This is a genomic window from Streptomyces sp. FH025 (assembly GCF_017427025.1).
Lineage (GTDB): Bacteria > Actinomycetota > Actinomycetes > Streptomycetales > Streptomycetaceae > Kitasatospora.
Genome location: NZ_JAFLNG010000118.1, coordinates 1 through 15,124, shown reverse-complemented (window position 1 = coordinate 15,124; position 15,124 = coordinate 1). Strand labels below are relative to the sequence as shown.

The following is a 15,124-nucleotide window of genomic DNA, read 5'->3' as shown; positions in this document are numbered from 1 at the left end:
GGCACGGTGGTGGGCGGCGGTGGAAGCCTCGGCGCTCTCCCGCTCCCGCGGTACGCCGCGTGCGGGTCGCCGGTCGCCCGGCGGTCCACGCGCCACGAGGCCGAGGGTACGGGCCGCGGAGCTCCGTCGGACACCCCCGCCACCTCGAACGGGCCCGGAGGACGACGGGGCGCGCGCCGGGCGGCGGCGCCGGAGCGAGGGCGGGTTGACGGCGGTCCGCCCGGACGGCCGGGCAGGAGCGGTGCACCGCGCGGGGCCCTCGTGACCGGGCGCCGTCGTCGCCCCTGCCGCCCGTACCCGACGTGGTTTGACGGTCTGTGAGCAGCTGCGGCCGGGTGCTGCTCACCCGGCCGAAACGCCGGATCCGGCCGGGGGCGGTCGCTGTTCGCGCCCCGGGCCGGTCCGTCCCGCAGTCGTTCGGAGGATCAGCCCCAGCGGTCGTCGTCGTGCCGCACGCCAGGGGCTTCGGCGCCGGCCGGCCCGTCGCCGACGGCCCTGGCGTGCAGGTCCGCACCGAGGCCGAGGTGGTCGCCGGGGAGACCCGGCTGCAGCAGGCTGATGCCCCATCGGTCGTCGCTGACGTTGGTGATGGCGGCATCGGATGTCGACGTGTGGCCGAACGCGAGCAGAGCCGCGACACCCACGGTGAGCAGCGCGCCCTTGGCAGCCCCCGGAAGTCTGCTGATCGAGGCCTTCATCCCATCCCCAAGCGGTCGGATCAGTCGGAGAACTCCGGCAAGCAACGCCCCCCGGCCAGTCGGCTTGCCCTGAGGACCCACTCTGCCCGTCGGAGATCACAAGTCCGAGTGGATCTCGATGGCGTAAAGTTGCATGGCAGGAACTTCGCACTCCAACGGGGGCTTCTGAGTGTTCGGACACCCACAGTTTCAGACCGGATTCACCGAACTCGACGATCTGAGTGCGAGCGCCTATGGACACGCCGTCCAATTAGGGTGTTTCGACCGGGCCGCCATCATCTCGGTACTGAAGCTGGACGAACCCGAGGTCGACCGCATCGAGCAGGTCCTGCTGCGGATGCGTCTGCTGCAGCCCAGGCCCGGTGACCCGAGCGTCCTGGTCCCGGTCAGTCCGGACGTGGCCGCCGCCGACCTGGTCGGACCGACGGAGCATCAGATCCGTGACCTCATGCAGGCGGTCACCGACGTGCGCGGCAAGTTGCTGTCGCTCACGCCGCTGTACTTCGAGGGCCGTCGACTGCGCAACCGGTTCGAGGCCTTCGACGTGATCACCGACGTCGACGCGATCCAGAACGTGCTCAACCGTCTGGGGCAGACCTGCCGCAAGGAGGTGCTCACCGTCCAGCCCGGCGGTGCCCGCCCTTCCTCGCTGCTGCCGGCCGCGCGGAAGTCCGCCGAGGGCATGCTGGAGCGCGGGGTGCGGATGCACACCATCTACCAGCACACCGCCCGCGGGGACCTCGCCACCAAGGCGTACGTCCGCGACGTCACCGCGCTGGGCGCGGAGATCCGCACCGCGGACGAGGTGATCGACCGGATGCTGATCTACGACCGCGAGACGGTGTTCCTGCCGGTGCGCACGTGCGAGGGCGGGGAGTCGGCGGGGGCCGCCATCGTCCGCGAGCCGACCCTGGTGGCCTTCCTGTGCGCGGTGTTCCAGCACCTGTGGGACAGCGCGACCCCGTTCGCCTGCGACACCCCGAAGGCCACGCCGGCCACCGACGAGCTCAAGCAGTCGATCCTCCGGCTGATGGCCCAGGGCTACAAGGACGAGATGGTGGCACGCCGCCTCGGCATGTCGGTGCGCACCTGTCGGCGTCACATATCGGAGATAACCGAGGAGTTGGAGGCGACCAGCCGCTTCCAGGCCGGGTACAACGTGGCGATGGCGGGCCTGCTCGGGAAGGGACCGGCGGCCTCGGCCGCCGAGTGGCAACAGCCCTCTCCGCCGCGGCCGTAGAACTGAGCGGGCGTCAGGGCACGATCTGCCCTGACGCCCGCTCTCCGGCGGTCGGGTCCGGTTCCTCACCGACCGACCGCGGGAACGTCTCCGGGCTGTCGAGTCCGCGTACGACTCGCCGCCGGATTCTCCCGCCTTCCGCCGCCCGGGAACGGAAGGCGGAATTCCGAACGCATTTCCGGCCGGCGTCCGACCCGTACACGGAATCACTCGCATGTTCCTCGACGCCCGAATCGAACTCACGGTCCAGGAATCGGTGGGGATAGACCCACCGCACCTGGGGCGTAACGGGGTGGCCACACGGGGTGGGAAGACCGTAAGTTCTCAAACCCGGCCGACACCGGCGCTCGCCGGCATACATGCGAAAGGACGACCATGTCCGTGGTGATCGACGTGCGGAATCTGTGCAAGGCGTTCGGCGGAATCGTGGCGGTCGACGATGTGTCCTTCACGGTCGAGGAAGGGGAGATCTTCGGGATTCTCGGGCCCCGCGGCGCGGGCAAGACCACGATCGTGGAATGCCTCGAAGGGCTGCGGGACCGGGACGACGGCCGGATCGAGGTGCTCGGCCACGATCCCCGGTCGGAGCGGTCCGGGATCACCCGACAACTCGACGCCCGGCTGCGGAACGGCCGGGCGTCCGACCGTGCCTGGGTCGCGGAGGCACTGCCGCTCTACAGCTCCTTCTACCGCGATCCCGCCGACTGGCGACGGCTCATGGACGCGCTCGGGCGCGGCACCGGGCCCGGAGGCCGGCCCGCGGACGACGGGCCGGACGGCCGGCCGGACGAGCAGCTCGAGGCCGCCCTGGCCGCGGCCGGAAACCCGCAGGTGGCGGTGTTCGACGAGCTGACCACCGGGCTGGACCGGTGGGACCGCGAGGCCACCTGGGACCTGATCGAGACCGTCCGCGCCGGCGGCGTCACCATCCTGCTGGTCACCGAGCACTGGGAGGAGGCCGAGCGGCTGTGCGACCGGATCGCCCTGATGGACAAGGGCCGCCTCACCCTCACCGACACCCCGGCCAGGCTGCTCGAACGCGTCCGGAGCGGGCAGCGGATCCAGTTCGGCCCCTCCGCGCCCTTCGACCACGGCCTCCTGGCGCGCCTTCCCGGCATCACCGGCGTCAACCGCCAGGGCGACCACGTCGTGGTGACCGGCGACGACGACGCGCTGGGCGAGGTCACCGCCCTGCTGGCGGACCTCCGCGTCACGCCCGAGGACCTGCGCGTCGACCAGGCCGCGCTCGACGCGTTCCTCGCGCTGATCAGCAAGCGCGCCGCCTCCTGAATCCGGGTGCCCTATTCCGGGTTCACGATCCGGGCCCGCCGGTTCAGCTCCTGGGCGAATTCCTCCCAGATCTGCGAGTTCTGACGGGAAAGCTGAATGATCAGCTCGATGCAGTGCGAGGGCACGGACGCACAGATGTCCGTCATCTCCCGCGCGCCCAGCACGTTCTCCTTGAACATTCGCAGCAGCCGCCGGCCCAGCTCGCTCTGGCGCAGCGACGGATCGCGCATGAGCTTCTCCAGGGTGACGGTCGACGGCGGCTCCTCGACCAGCGGGGCCGGAGCCGGATCGCTCTCCTTCCGGGACTCCGCCGCCGCGCCCGGGGCGTTCCGCGGACACGGGAGGGGCCCCTCGCCGCGCTCCAGCCGCCGTCGCACGTCGAGCGCGGTCGCGGGCGAGACGCCGGCCGACCTCGCCACCTGGCGCAGCGAGGCCTCGGGATTCTCCCGGATCAGCTCCGCCACCCGCAGCCGCCCCGTCGCCCCGTTCAGCGGACGGACCTTGCCGTCCCGCCCGACCCGGAAGTTCGACGGCGGCACCGCGTCGGACGAACGGCGCAGCTCCGCGACGGCCCTGGCGCCCAGGCCGGTCGACTTCGCGACGGCACGGTCCGACATGGTGGGGTGCGACTTGAGGATGCGCAGCGCGGCCGCGGTGCGGTCGGCCTGCGACAGCGGCAGTCCGTGCTCGACGTTCGCCTCGACCGCCCTGAGGAAGGCCTCCTCGCGGCTGCCGTCGAAGAACCTGACGTCGATCGTCTTCCGGCCCTTGAGGGAGGCGGCCATCAGACGGTGGATCCCGTCGATCACCCGCATCGTCCGCCGGTCGACCAGGATCGGCGGCAGCGGGATTTCGAGGGCCGCCAGCCGCAGGACGTGGACCTTGTCCTCGCCCTCCAGCCGCGGCGAATCCCCGGGCAGGATGTCCATGATGGGAACCGGGACGATTTCCGGCTCGCCGTCCCAGCCCCCATCAATTACTATCGGCATTACGCTCCGGGCTAGCAGGCCCATACTGCACCCCCATGGCAATCCGGCGATTCAATCGCAGCAGCGAGACAGAAAACCGGTCAATTGCTGGTCCGATTGTTCTCGAATTAACTCGAATTAACTCGAATCACACGCTAGCAGCCCCTGCTGCGCCCCGGAACCCGCCGCCAGGGGACTTAGGGGTCCCCTTACGCGACATAAGGGACCCCTGTCCGGCCGGCCCTCGCCCCGGGGCGCCGCACCCCGGTCGACCAGCGCGTTCACACCCTCCGCCGTCTCGGCGGACGTCACTCCACGCCGATCGGCTACGCCTCCTCGTCGGCCTGCTCCTCGGCCGGCGCCTGCGGCACGGCCGGGACGCTGAGGCCGGGAACGGTGAGGTCCGGAACCGTCCTCACGGACTCGAGGGCCGACTCGATCGCCTCGGCCAGGGAGGGCGAGACCTCGTCGTCGAAGTCGATCCTCGTGACCGCGACCTCCGCATCGGTCGGAAGCGCGTCGGTCGAGAAGACCGCGCCCTCGAAGCCCTCGCGCAGGACCGCCGACTCCTCGTCGGTGATCTCCCGGCTGAGGACCAGGGAGAACTTGTGCCCCATGTACGTCACCTCTCAATGTCGCCGCGTATTTCGGAAAAAAACCGGGATCATCGGGACAACGCAACAGGCAGCCACGTTCCCTCGCTCCAATAGATACCAGCCGGGCCGTCCGCCCGGTCACCGTTCAACTGCCCTGTTCCCCACAGTTGAGCGGAGAAGCGCGGGCGGCGGCCCTTGCTATGTTCGGAGTTCGATTTGACGATCCGGTGTGACTACCTTCTGGAGTGGCATGTCTCGGCCTTCGCCCGGAGATGAACTGTGGTGCCGACGTTTTCACCCTGCCGACAGTCCGGCCGCTCGGCTGGTGTGCCTCCCGCACGCGGGCGGTTCGGCGTCCTTCTACCTTCCGGTCTCGGCGGCGCTCGGCCCCGGTGTCGACGTCCTCGCCATCCAGTACCCCGGCCGGCAGGACCGTCGGATGGAACAGCCCGTCGACGACCTGACGACCCTCGTCGACCGCCTCTACGAGGTGCTCCGGCGACAGCCGGAACTCCCGCTCACCTTCCTCGGCCACAGCATGGGAGCCGTCATCGGCTTCGAGCTGACCCGCCGCTTCGAAGCCGACGGACTCGCCCCGGTGCGGCTGTTCGCCTCCGGCCGCCGCGCGCCCTCGACGTTCCGGCAGGAGAACACCTTCCGCAGTGACGACGCGATCCTTGCCGAGGTGCGCCGACTGAGCGGCACCGCTTCGGCCCTGCTCGGGGACGAGGAGATGATGCGGGCGGCGCTGCCCGCGCTGCGGGCCGACTACACGGCGATCGAGGCGTACCGCTGCGAGCCCGAGGCCACCGTGGACTGCCCGATCACCGTGCTGACCGGCGACAACGACCCCAAGACGACCCTCGACGAGGCGAAGGCCTGGGCCGTCCACACGACGGCGCCGCTCGACCTCCGGGTGTTCGCCGGTGGGCACTTCTTCATCAGCGAGCGGAGCAAGGACGTGATGGCGGTCCTCGTCGAGCACTTCCGGCAGGAGCGCGCCCGGACCGCCGGCTGACGGTCCGCCCGAGCCAGGGAGGCGCCGGCGCCGCCTCCCGCCCCCGACGGCCCCGCGACGGCCCAGCGAGTCTGGGCGGTCGCGGGGCCGTTGCCGTCCGCGCGTGGGTGGAACGCCGAGGCCGTGCACCGCCCGGATCCCGGACGGTGCACGGCCTCGGCGTGCGGTCGCTCAGTGTTCGAACGCGCGCGTCACTCGGCCACGTAGGTGCTGTGGGTCCACACGTAGACCCGCAGCTCGCGGCCGTCGACGAGAGTGGTCTCGGAACTGTCCTCGAAGTGCACGTTGCGGTTGCCGAGCGGGACCGTCACCTTGGCCGCGCCGACGTCCGCCACGTGGCGCAGCCGTTCCGAACCGGTGATCGCCGAGGCGCCGGTGAGGAACACGTTGGGTGCACCGTTCTCGTTCATGCTCGCCCTCACTTCTCTGGGGGGTCGGGGTTCCTGCCCTGCTCCGGCTCTCTGCTGCTCCTCGACCTGCTCGCCGGCCTTGCGCGCGATCGTAACGAAAACAATGTCCGTACGGAGCAACGCAGTTGAACAGCGCGAACAGCGATTTCGGGGCGTCGGCCCAGGAGTGGGCCTAGACCCACCCGTCCGTGCGGACAGACCCATGTCGGGCCGACCGGCGGATCCGTACCGTCGTAGACACAACGACACGGAGGAGAAGGAACCATGGCCAACACCGACGGCATCACCGGCACCACCGCGCAGCTCGGCAGCTCCCGCGTCCAGGACGCTTTCGGCAACGTGACGAAGTGCATCACGCTCTTCGGCGCGATCGGCGCGATCGTCCTCGGCACGGTCGCCGTGATGGCGTTCACCGGCCACGAGGCCAGCCCGTTCATGTGGATCCGGGGGTCGATCCTGTTCCTGGCCACCTTCCTGCTCCACCGGTTCGCCGCCCGCGCCGCCCAGGGCGAGTACAAGGCCTTCGACCGGCTGCGCACCGTGGCCACCATCCTGCCGATCGCGATCATCGCCGTGGACCTGATCCCCGGCCTCTGCCCGGCCTGGTACGCCGTGGTCCAGGGCCTGTCCGCCCTCGCCCTGATCGGCGTCGCGGTCATCACCCGCGGCTCCGCGCTGAGCGCCGCCTTCCCCGCTCCCGGCAAGAAGTGACGCCCCGGGGACCAGCTCCACGCTTCTGATGGCCGGACCGCTCTCGGTGTCCGGCCATCCGTCGTCCCGCGCGGCTTCCGGCCCAGGTCCCGGCTGACACAATGATCATCCCTGCGAAAGGAAGTGGCCGATGAGGAGAGATCAGGGGACCGGTCCCCTGCGGTGGGGCGCGGAGATCGGACTCGGGCTGTACCGGTCCGCCGTGCTGACCGCACTCACCTGCGTGATGGCCCTGGTCGCCGTTCCCGTCGGGGTGGGGGGATCCGCGCTGGCCTACTCCTGGTCCGACGGGCTGTCCGCCCCCTTCGCCGTCAGCGCGCTGGCGACCCTCGGGGAGACCCTGATGGTGATCCTCTGGGTCGCCGTGTCCCTGTGGGTGGTGCACCCGCTGACCAGCCGGGCGCTCGCCAAGGCCGCGCGCCGGTGCGCGGCGGCCTGGCTCGGCCTGGACCTCCAGGTGACCTACCGCCAGGTCCCGCCGGTCACCAGGATGGCCACCGGCTTCTGGTGGGACGGCCACGAGTACCACAAGTCCGAGCGGGAGGCCCGTCGGCGGGCCAGGATGCAGGCCCGTTTCCACGACCCCCAGCTGCACTGGGACGGCCTGTGGGCCCTGGTCGCCACGGTCACCGTGCTGCCGGTCGCGGCCCTGCCCCTGCTCGCGGTCGGCTACGGCTGCTACATGGCGCTGACGCCCGAGGTCACCGGCTACGGCATCGCCGTGGTCGTGGCCGGTCTGGCCGGCGCCCCCTTCGCGTGGCGGATCCTGCTCCCCGTGGGCCGCCGGTTCCTCGGGCCGGTCCCCAGCACCCGGCTCGGGCGGCGGGTGGAGGAACTGGAGGCCATCCGCGCCGACCTGACCCACACCCAGGCCGTCGAGCTGGAGCGCATCGAGCGGGGCCTGCACGACGGGGCCCAGGCCCGGCTGGTGGCCATGGGGATGTCGATGGGCGCCGCCGAGCGGCTCGTCGACACCAACCCCGAGGCCGCGAAGGCGATCCTCGCCGAGGCCCGTGCGACCTCGGTCACCGCGCTCGCCGAACTGCGCTCGCTCGTCCGCGGCATCAACCCGCCCGTCCTCGCCGAGCGCGGCCTGGTCGACGCCCTGCGGGCCCTCGCCCTCGACTCCTCCGTGTCGGTCGACGTCTTCAGCCAGGTGCCCTCGCGGCCCGAACGCCCGCTGGAGTCGGCCGTCTACTTCTCCGTCGCCGAACTGCTGGCGAACGTGGCCAAGCACTCCCGTGCCGAACGGGTGAAGGTGGAGCTCACGTACGCGGCACGAACGCTCACTGCTACCGTGAGCGACGACGGAATCGGCGGAGCCGCCGCATCCACAGGCTCCGGGCTGAGCGGCATCGAACGCCGCATGGCCGCCTTCGGTGGACGCCTGGAGATCGACAGCCCGGCCGGAGGACCCACTCACATCACCGTGGCGGTACCGTGCGAATTGTCGTAGCCGAAGACCTGTTCCTGCTCCGCGACGGGCTGGTGCGCCTCGTCGAGGCGTACGGCCACACCGTCGTCGCGGCCGTCGACTCGGGGCCGGCCGCGCTCACCGCCCTGGTCGACCTCCGGCCGGACGCGGCGATCGTGGACGTCCGGCTGCCGCCCACCTTCTCCGACGAGGGACTCCAGGCCGCGCTCTCCGCGCGCCGGGCCGTCCCCGGCCTGCCGGTGCTGATCCTCTCCCAGCACGTGGAGCAGCTGTACGCGCGCGAGCTGCTCGCGGACGGGCACGGTGGCATCGGCTACCAGCTGAAGGACCGCGTCCTGGACGCCGACCAGTTCATGGACGCCGTCCAGCGCGTCGCCGACGGCGGCACCGCGCTCGATCCCACGGTCGTCGCCAAGCTGCTGGGCCGGCCCAAGCGGGCCGACCCCCTCGCCACCCTCACCGAGCGGGAGCGCTCGGTCCTCGCGCTGATGGCCGAGGGACTCTCCAACACGGCGATCGCGAACCAGCTGTTCCTCAGCGAAGGCTCCATCAGCAAGTACACGACCACGATCTTCTCGAAGCTCGGGCTGGCCAACGACGACGACACCAACCGCAGGGTCCGGGCCGTCCTCGCCTACCTCGGCGCCGACGAGCAGGACGAGCAGTGAGAGCCGCCCGGGTCACGGCGGCACCCTGAAGGCCCTGCGGGACGTCCCGCAGGGCCTTCGCGCGGATCGGGCCCCGGCCCGTCAGCCGGCCGCTGCCGCGTCCCCCGTCCGGCGCGCCGCCTCCCGGGCGACGACGGCCAGCGCCCGCGGGGTGCGGCGCTCGAACACCTCCGCGAGGCTGATCGACACTCCGCTGCTGTTCTGGAACTCCTGCATCGCGAGCGCGGCGAGCATGGAGTTCCCGCCGGAGGCGAAGAAGTCCGCGTCGGCGTCGAGGCCCTCGTCCCGCAGGATGGTCCGCCACAGCCCGGTCAGCTCGGCCGTCAGGTCGTCCAGGTCCGGGCACTGCGCGCGGTCCGGACGGTCCGAGTGGTCCGCGTGGCCCTGGTGGTCCGCGTGGCCCCGGTGGTCCGCTCCCGGCCGGACCGCGGCCTTGCGCCGGGCTTCCACCATCCGCTGCAGTGCGGGGTAGTCGACCTTCCCGCTGCCGTTGAGCGGCATGGCGTCGACCGTCACCAGGTCCCCGGGCAGCATGGACCGGGACAGCCGGGCGCGGGCGTGGGCCCAGACGCCCGCCGTGTCGATCGGGCCGTCGGCCGGCTCCAGACAGCCGATGAGCACGGCGTCCGCGCTCGGGTCGCCGACCATGATCACCGCGGCGCCGCCGACCTCGGGGTGGGCCAGCAGGGTCTCCTCGATCTCGCCGAGTTCGATCCGGTTGCCGCGCAGCTTGACCTGACGGTCGCTCCGGCCGAACAGGTCGATCAGGCCGTCCGCGCGCCAGCAGGCCACGTCGCCGGTCCGGTAGAACCGGCCGTACTCGGGGTGTTCGCCGAAGCGCTGCGCGTTGAGGTCCGGACGGCCGTGGTAGCCGATCGCCACACCGACGCCCGAGATGCAGAGCTCGCCGCGGACACCGACCGGCAGATCGCGGCCGTGCCCGTCGACCACGTGGACCTTGGTGTTGCGGATCGGGCTGCCCACGTCGAGGCGGCCCTGCGGTTCCTCCACGAGGACGCGCGACGTCGACCAGATGGTCGTCTCGGTCGGTCCGTACGCGTGGTGCAGCACGCAGCCCGCGGCGACCAGCCGCTGGGCCAGGGACAGCGGCACCGGCTCCCCGCCCACGATGACGCCCCGGCCGCGCAGGCAGTCCGCCACCCGGTCGATGACGAGCCGCCAGGTGGTCGGCGTCGCCTGGACGAACCGCGCCCCGTGCTCCTCGATCAACTCCCGCAGGAGCCGGCCGTCGCTGCGCGCCTGGTCGGGGGCGGCCACCAGGCGGCCACCCGTGACCATCGGCACGAACAGTTCGAGGCCGGAGATGTCGAACGCGAACGTCGTCGTCCACAGCGTCGTGTCGCCGGCCGCCGCACCGAACTGCTCGGCGAAGTGCGCCACCGCATTGCCCAGGGCCGCGTGGTCGATCAGGGTCCCCTTGGGCCGGCCGGTCGAGCCCGAGGTGTACATCAGGTACGCGCAGGCCTTCGGGTCCACGGTCACGGCACCGGCACCGGCGTCGGCGTCGGCCGTCCCCGGCTCCGGGGCCTGCTCGACCGGCGGCACGGCCAGTACGAGCGGGCCGTCCTCGGCGACGTACGCCAGGCCGCCGACCGTGTCCGCCGTCGCCACGAGCACCCGCGCGGCCGAGTCGGAGAGCTGGTAGCGGATCCGCTCCTCGGGGTGGGCGGTGTCGACGGGCAGGTACGCCGCGCCCGCCAGCCACGCCCCGAGGACGGCCGCGACCAGCTCGGGCCCGCGCGGCAGGGCCACCGCCACCACGTCGCCGGTGCCGACACCGGCGTCCCGGAGCAGGGCGCGCACGGCGTGGGCCGCGTTCCAGAGCCGCCGGTAGCCGACCGTACGGCCGCCCTCGACGACGGCCACGGCATCGGGCGAGCGCAGGACCTGCGCGTGGACGGCTTCGAGCACCGAGGCGGGCTCGACCGGCCGGGTGGTGTCGTTCGCCGCCCCGACGATCTCGTGGTCCCGCTCGCTCCACCGTTCGACCTCGGCGACCGCACGGTCCGGGTCGTCCGCGAACGAGTTCAACACCGCCTCGAACCGCGCCAACAGCAGTTCCGCGTGGGCCTGTTCGAAGAGCTCGGTCCGGTAGACGGCGTGCAGCACCACCGCGTCGTCCGTCGAGGTGGCGCGGAGCCGGAGGTCGAACTTGCCGAAGCCGCTCGGGGCCGGGAGCGGCGTGGCCGCCAGCCCGCCGAGGGTGAACGCGGCAAGGCCGCCCCCGTTCCGGTGCTCGAACACGTGCCGGAACGGCAGGGACCGCCGGCCCGAGCGTGCCGCGGGCATCAGGTCCGCCTGCGCGTCCACGGCCACGTCGGCGTGCGCCACCGCCGCGTCCAGCCGCTCGCGGCTGCGCAGCACCAGATCGCGGACGCTCTCCCGCCGGTCCAGCCGCAGTCGCAGCGGCACGTGGTTGACGTGGTACCCGATCGCGCGGTCGGCGTTCTCCGGCCGGACGTCGACCGGGAAGCCGACCAGCAGGTCCGGCCCGGCGCCGGAGGCCTCCAGCAGCACGTAGTAGGCGGCCAGCAGGACCGCCGACTCCGGGACGCCGAGGTCCGCGGCGAGACGGCGGACCCCGGCCACCGTCCGGGGCCGCAGGGCGTGGTCGAGCCGCGCCGCCGCGAGCGTCGGCCGGTCCGGCTCGGGCTCGGTGCAGGACAGCTCCATGGTGTCGGTGGTCGCGCCCGCCAGCTCCTCGCGCCAGTACGCGAGGCTCTCCCGGCTCGGGGCGGGCCCGGCTGCGCCGTTCGCCGCACCGTCGTCGGTGGCGACGTCGGCGTCGGGGTCGGCGTCGGGGTCGGCGTCGTCACGGGTGCCCTCGTACGCGGACGCCAGCTCCTCCAGGAAGACGGGGGCGGACTCCTCGTCGAAGACCAGGTGGTGCGCCGTGACGCAGAGGACGTCCGTGTCCGGCGAGCGGAAGAGCACCGCCCGCAGCATCGGACCGCCGTCCAGGGCGAACGGCACCGCCGTCACCGACGCGAGGTCGGCCTCGGTGGGCTCGCCCACCGTCACCACCTGCACCAGGTTCAGCCGGAACTCCCCCGGGCCGACCACCCGTTTGGTCAGCCGGGCCCCCTCTCCGCGGTAGACCGTGCGCAGGGCCGCGTGGCGCCGCAGCACCGCGCCCAGCGCGGCGTCGAGCCGCAGCGGGTCGAGCCGGCCCGCGACGGCGAGCGCCACGGACAGGTTGTTCACGGGAGTGCCCGGCACCATCGACTCGAACAGCCACAGCGCTTCCTCCCGGGGGGAGACTCCCGCGTCGCCGCCCGGATCCGCCGGCTTGCGCCCTTCCGCGGAAATCATCACGTCGCTCCTCTACCAGTTACCAGTCCGTTGGGTCCGCCGGTGTTCCCGCTGCCGCCCGACCGCTCAGATCCCCAGCTCTTTCTCGATCAGGTCGAACATCTCGTCGTCCGTCGCCCCGATGATGTCCTCGTCCGAGGAGGTGTCCCTGTCGGTGGACGCACCGCCTGCGTCAGCCCCCCGGAACTCCTCCAGGAGGTGTTCGAGACGGCTCGTGATCTTGGCCTTCTGCCCGCCCCGCCGGACGATCGCCGTCAGCAGCGACCTGAGCCGGTCGAGTTCGTTCAGCACCGGCTCGTAGTCGATCTCCTGCTCGGCGATCCGGTCCCGGAGGTACCGGGCGAGCTCCACGGGAGTGGGGTAGTCGAAGACGACCGCCGCGGGCAGCCGCAGCCCGAGGGCGCCGGTGATCCGGTTGCGGAACTCCAGCGCGGTCAGCGAGTCGAAGCCGAGCTGACGGAAGTAGCGGGCGGCCTCGATGGACTCGGAGCCGGGCCGGTTGAGCACGAGGGCCGCCTGGCTCAGCACCAGGTTCAGGACCGCGTCCTCCAACTGCTCGGGCGGGAGCGCGGCCAGCTGGTTCAGCAGGTTCCTCCCGGCCTCCGGGCCGGAGCGTCCCGCCGTGCGCCGGCCGGGACGGACGAGTCCGGTCAGCAGCTCGGGGACCACGCTCCCGGGGCGCCGCAGGGTGGTGAGGTCCAGCTTCGCCGCCACCAGCAGGGGATCGGCGGCGCGGGCGGACGCGTCGAACAGGGCGAGCCCCTCGGAGGCGGGCAGCGGCTTCAGCCCCTGCCGGGCCATCCGCCGACGGTCGGCCTCGACGAGCTCGCCCGCCATCCCCTGCTCCCAGGGCCCCCACGCCAGCGACACACCGGGCAGGCCCAGGTGGCGACGGTGGGCGGCCAGGGCGTCCAGGAAGGTGTTGCCCGCCGCGTAGTTGGCCTGCCCCGGGGTGCCCCAGACACCGGCCACCGACGAGAACAGCGTGAAGGTGTCCAGCTCCAGGTGGCGGGTCAGCTCGTGCAGGTGCCAGGCGGCATCCACCTTCGGCCGCACCACCTGCTCGACCCGCTCGGAGGTGAGCGACCCGATGACGCCGTCGTCCAGCACACCCGCGGTGTGGACGACCCCGGTGAGCGGCACGCCGTCCAGGACACCCGCCAGCTGCCCGCGGTCGGCGGCGTCGCACGCCACCACCCGCACACCCGTCCCGGCCCCCGCCAACTCGGCGGCCAGGGCGGGCATGCCGGCCGCGGCCGCGCCGCGGCGCGAGACCAGCAGCAGCCGCTCCGCCCGCCCGGTCGCCGCCAGGTGCCGGGCGACCAGGCCGCCCAGCGCACCCGAGGCCCCGGTCACCAGGACACTGCCCGGGCGGGCGACGGCCGGTGCCCCGCCGTCGTCCGGGGCAGCCGCACGCGCCAGCCTCGGCACCCGCACGACCCCGTCGCGGACCGCGAACTCGCGCTCCTCCAGGGCCGTACCGGACACGACCAGGGGCCCGGAGCCGGCGAGCACCTCCACATCCGCCAGCACGACCCGTTCCGGATGCTCACCGGCCGCGGCACGCACCAGCCCGACGACGCCCGCGCTCTCCAACCGCACGTCCCCGTCGCGACCGGCGTCCACACCGCGCTCGGTCACCACCACCAGCCGCGATCCGTCGAGTGCGCCTGCCGACAGGCAGCCGCGGACCGCGCTCAGCATCCCCAGCACCGCGGCCCGGGCCGCCGCCGGGACGTCCGCGGAGTCTCCGCCGTCGGTGCCGGGGAGCCCGGTTCCGGGAGCCGCCTCGGAGGCGGTGCCGGGGACGCAGCAGACGAGCACGACCTCGGGCACCGCGGCACCCGCCTCCACCGCCGCGACCAGCTCCGGCACGTCCGCGTACGCCACGGCACCGGGCACGGCCAGTCCGCCGTCGTCGCCGAGCACCGCCCACGGACGAGCCGTTTCCCCGGCCGCCTCCTGCGCCTCGACCGGCACCCAGTCCACCCGGAAGAGCCCGTCACGGACCACCCCCGCAGCCCGGTCCAGAGCACCCTCGGCCAGCGGTCCGAACACCACCGATCCCACCGAGGCGACCGGCCGGCCGCCCTCGTCGGCCAGGGCCACCGACACGCCCTCACCCGAGGCCGACGGCGCCACCCGCACGCGCGTCACCAGCGCGCCCGACGCGTGGACCCGCACGTCACCCCACCCGAAGGGCAGGAACGGACCCTCGCCGTCTGCCTGTTCCAGCCCGACGGGATGCAACGCCGCGTCCAGCAGCACGGGGTGCACCCCGAACCCGGACACCTCGGTCCCACCGGCCAGCGCCACCTCCGCGAACACCTCGTCGCCGCGCCGCCACGCCGTCCGTACCGCGCGGAACGCCGGCCCGTACGCGTGCCCGACGACCGCCAGCCGCTCGTACATCACGTCCACGTCGACCGGCTCGGCCCCCGTCGGCGGCCACTGCACCGCCCACGTCTCCGTGCTCGCGTCGGCGCCACCGTCCGTGTCGTCCGGGGCCAGGGTGCCGGACGCATGCCGCACCCACTCCCCCTCGGCCGCCCGTGCGAACAGCGCGACCTCCCGCAGCCCTGCGGGGTCGGCCTCCCCGACGGCCACCTGGATCCGCACTGCGCCGCGCTCGGGCAGCACCAACGGCAACTCGACGGTCAGTTCCTCGACCCGGCCGCAGCCGGCCTCGTCACCGGCCCGCACCACGATGTCGACCAGCGCCGAGGCGGGAACCACCGCCCTACCGGTCACCGGCGA

12 protein-coding genes are annotated in these 15,124 nt (G+C 72.7%); 6 read left to right on the top strand and 6 right to left on the bottom strand.

Features of this window, described 5'->3' with window-relative positions:
* Window positions 1–425: 425 nt before the first annotated feature.
* The gene (locus tag J0670_RS11765; protein ID WP_207811447.1) at window positions 426–698 is read right to left on the bottom strand and encodes a hypothetical protein; all 273 of its coding nucleotides are present in this window, start codon (window positions 696–698) and stop codon (window positions 426–428) included.
* Between the two features lie 169 nt (window positions 699–867).
* Between J0670_RS11765 and J0670_RS11760 the strand changes: the two genes are divergently transcribed.
* Together J0670_RS11760 and J0670_RS11755 are read left to right on the top strand one after the other, a co-directional pair.
* A complete protein-coding gene (locus J0670_RS11760) occupies window positions 868–1,938 on the top strand; it encodes a helix-turn-helix transcriptional regulator (protein ID WP_207811446.1) in 1,071 nt (356 codons plus the stop codon).
* Window positions 1,939–2,313: 375 nt separating this feature from the next.
* Window positions 2,314–3,228 carry an ATP-binding cassette domain-containing protein gene (locus J0670_RS11755; protein WP_207811445.1) on the top strand — a complete coding sequence of 305 codons (915 nt, stop codon included), beginning with the start codon at window positions 2,314–2,316 and terminating at the stop codon, window positions 3,226–3,228.
* An 11-nt stretch (window positions 3,229–3,239) separates the two neighbouring features.
* Here the strand turns inward: J0670_RS11755 and J0670_RS11750 are convergent, their stop codons facing one another.
* Together J0670_RS11750 and J0670_RS11745 are read right to left on the bottom strand one after the other, a co-directional pair.
* On the bottom strand, window positions 3,240–4,157 hold the full coding sequence (locus J0670_RS11750; protein WP_243436889.1) for a ParB N-terminal domain-containing protein: 918 nt from the start codon (window positions 4,155–4,157) through the stop codon (window positions 3,240–3,242).
* A gap of 365 nt (window positions 4,158–4,522) precedes the next feature.
* Window positions 4,523–4,813, bottom strand: coding sequence for a hypothetical protein (locus J0670_RS11745; RefSeq protein WP_207811444.1), 291 nt, complete (start codon window positions 4,811–4,813; stop codon window positions 4,523–4,525).
* Between the two features lie 229 nt (window positions 4,814–5,042).
* Here J0670_RS11745 and J0670_RS11740 point away from each other — a divergent pair, with 229 nt between their 5' ends.
* Entirely contained in the window at window positions 5,043–5,810 is a 768-nt protein-coding gene (locus tag J0670_RS11740) for an alpha/beta fold hydrolase (protein ID WP_207811443.1), read from the top strand.
* 191 nt (window positions 5,811–6,001) lie between these two features.
* Here J0670_RS11740 and J0670_RS11735 read toward each other — a convergent pair whose 3' ends face one another.
* Complete coding sequence (locus tag J0670_RS11735; RefSeq protein ID WP_207811442.1) at window positions 6,002–6,220, bottom strand: DUF5988 family protein; 219 nt, start codon at window positions 6,218–6,220, stop codon at window positions 6,002–6,004.
* Window positions 6,221–6,484: 264 nt separating this feature from the next.
* On the opposite strand from J0670_RS11735, the gene J0670_RS11730 reads away from it, so the two are divergent.
* The 3 genes from J0670_RS11730 to J0670_RS11720 all read left to right on the top strand — a co-directional run bounded on the left by J0670_RS11730 (window position 6,485) and on the right by J0670_RS11720 (window position 9,034).
* Window positions 6,485–6,931 carry a hypothetical protein gene (locus J0670_RS11730; protein WP_243436888.1) on the top strand — a complete coding sequence of 149 codons (447 nt, stop codon included), beginning with the start codon at window positions 6,485–6,487 and terminating at the stop codon, window positions 6,929–6,931.
* Window positions 6,932–7,061: 130 nt separating this feature from the next.
* Window positions 7,062–8,387, top strand: a complete 1,326-nt coding sequence (locus J0670_RS11725) for a sensor histidine kinase (RefSeq protein ID WP_207811441.1) — start codon at window positions 7,062–7,064, stop codon at window positions 8,385–8,387.
* Window positions 8,372–9,034, top strand: a complete 663-nt coding sequence (locus J0670_RS11720) for a response regulator transcription factor (RefSeq protein WP_207811440.1) — start codon at window positions 8,372–8,374, stop codon at window positions 9,032–9,034. Before J0670_RS11725 ends, J0670_RS11720 begins: the two co-directional genes overlap by 16 nt.
* Window positions 9,035–9,115: 81 nt before the next feature.
* Here the strand turns inward: J0670_RS11720 and J0670_RS11715 are convergent, their stop codons facing one another.
* Both J0670_RS11715 and J0670_RS11710 read right to left on the bottom strand, forming a co-directional pair.
* On the bottom strand, window positions 9,116–12,367 hold the full coding sequence (locus J0670_RS11715) for a non-ribosomal peptide synthetase (protein WP_207811439.1): 3,252 nt from the start codon (window positions 12,365–12,367) through the stop codon (window positions 9,116–9,118).
* 66 nt (window positions 12,368–12,433) lie between these two features.
* Window positions 12,434–15,124: type I polyketide synthase (locus J0670_RS11710; protein WP_207811438.1), on the bottom strand; the 2,691-nt coding region annotated here is incomplete at its 5' end.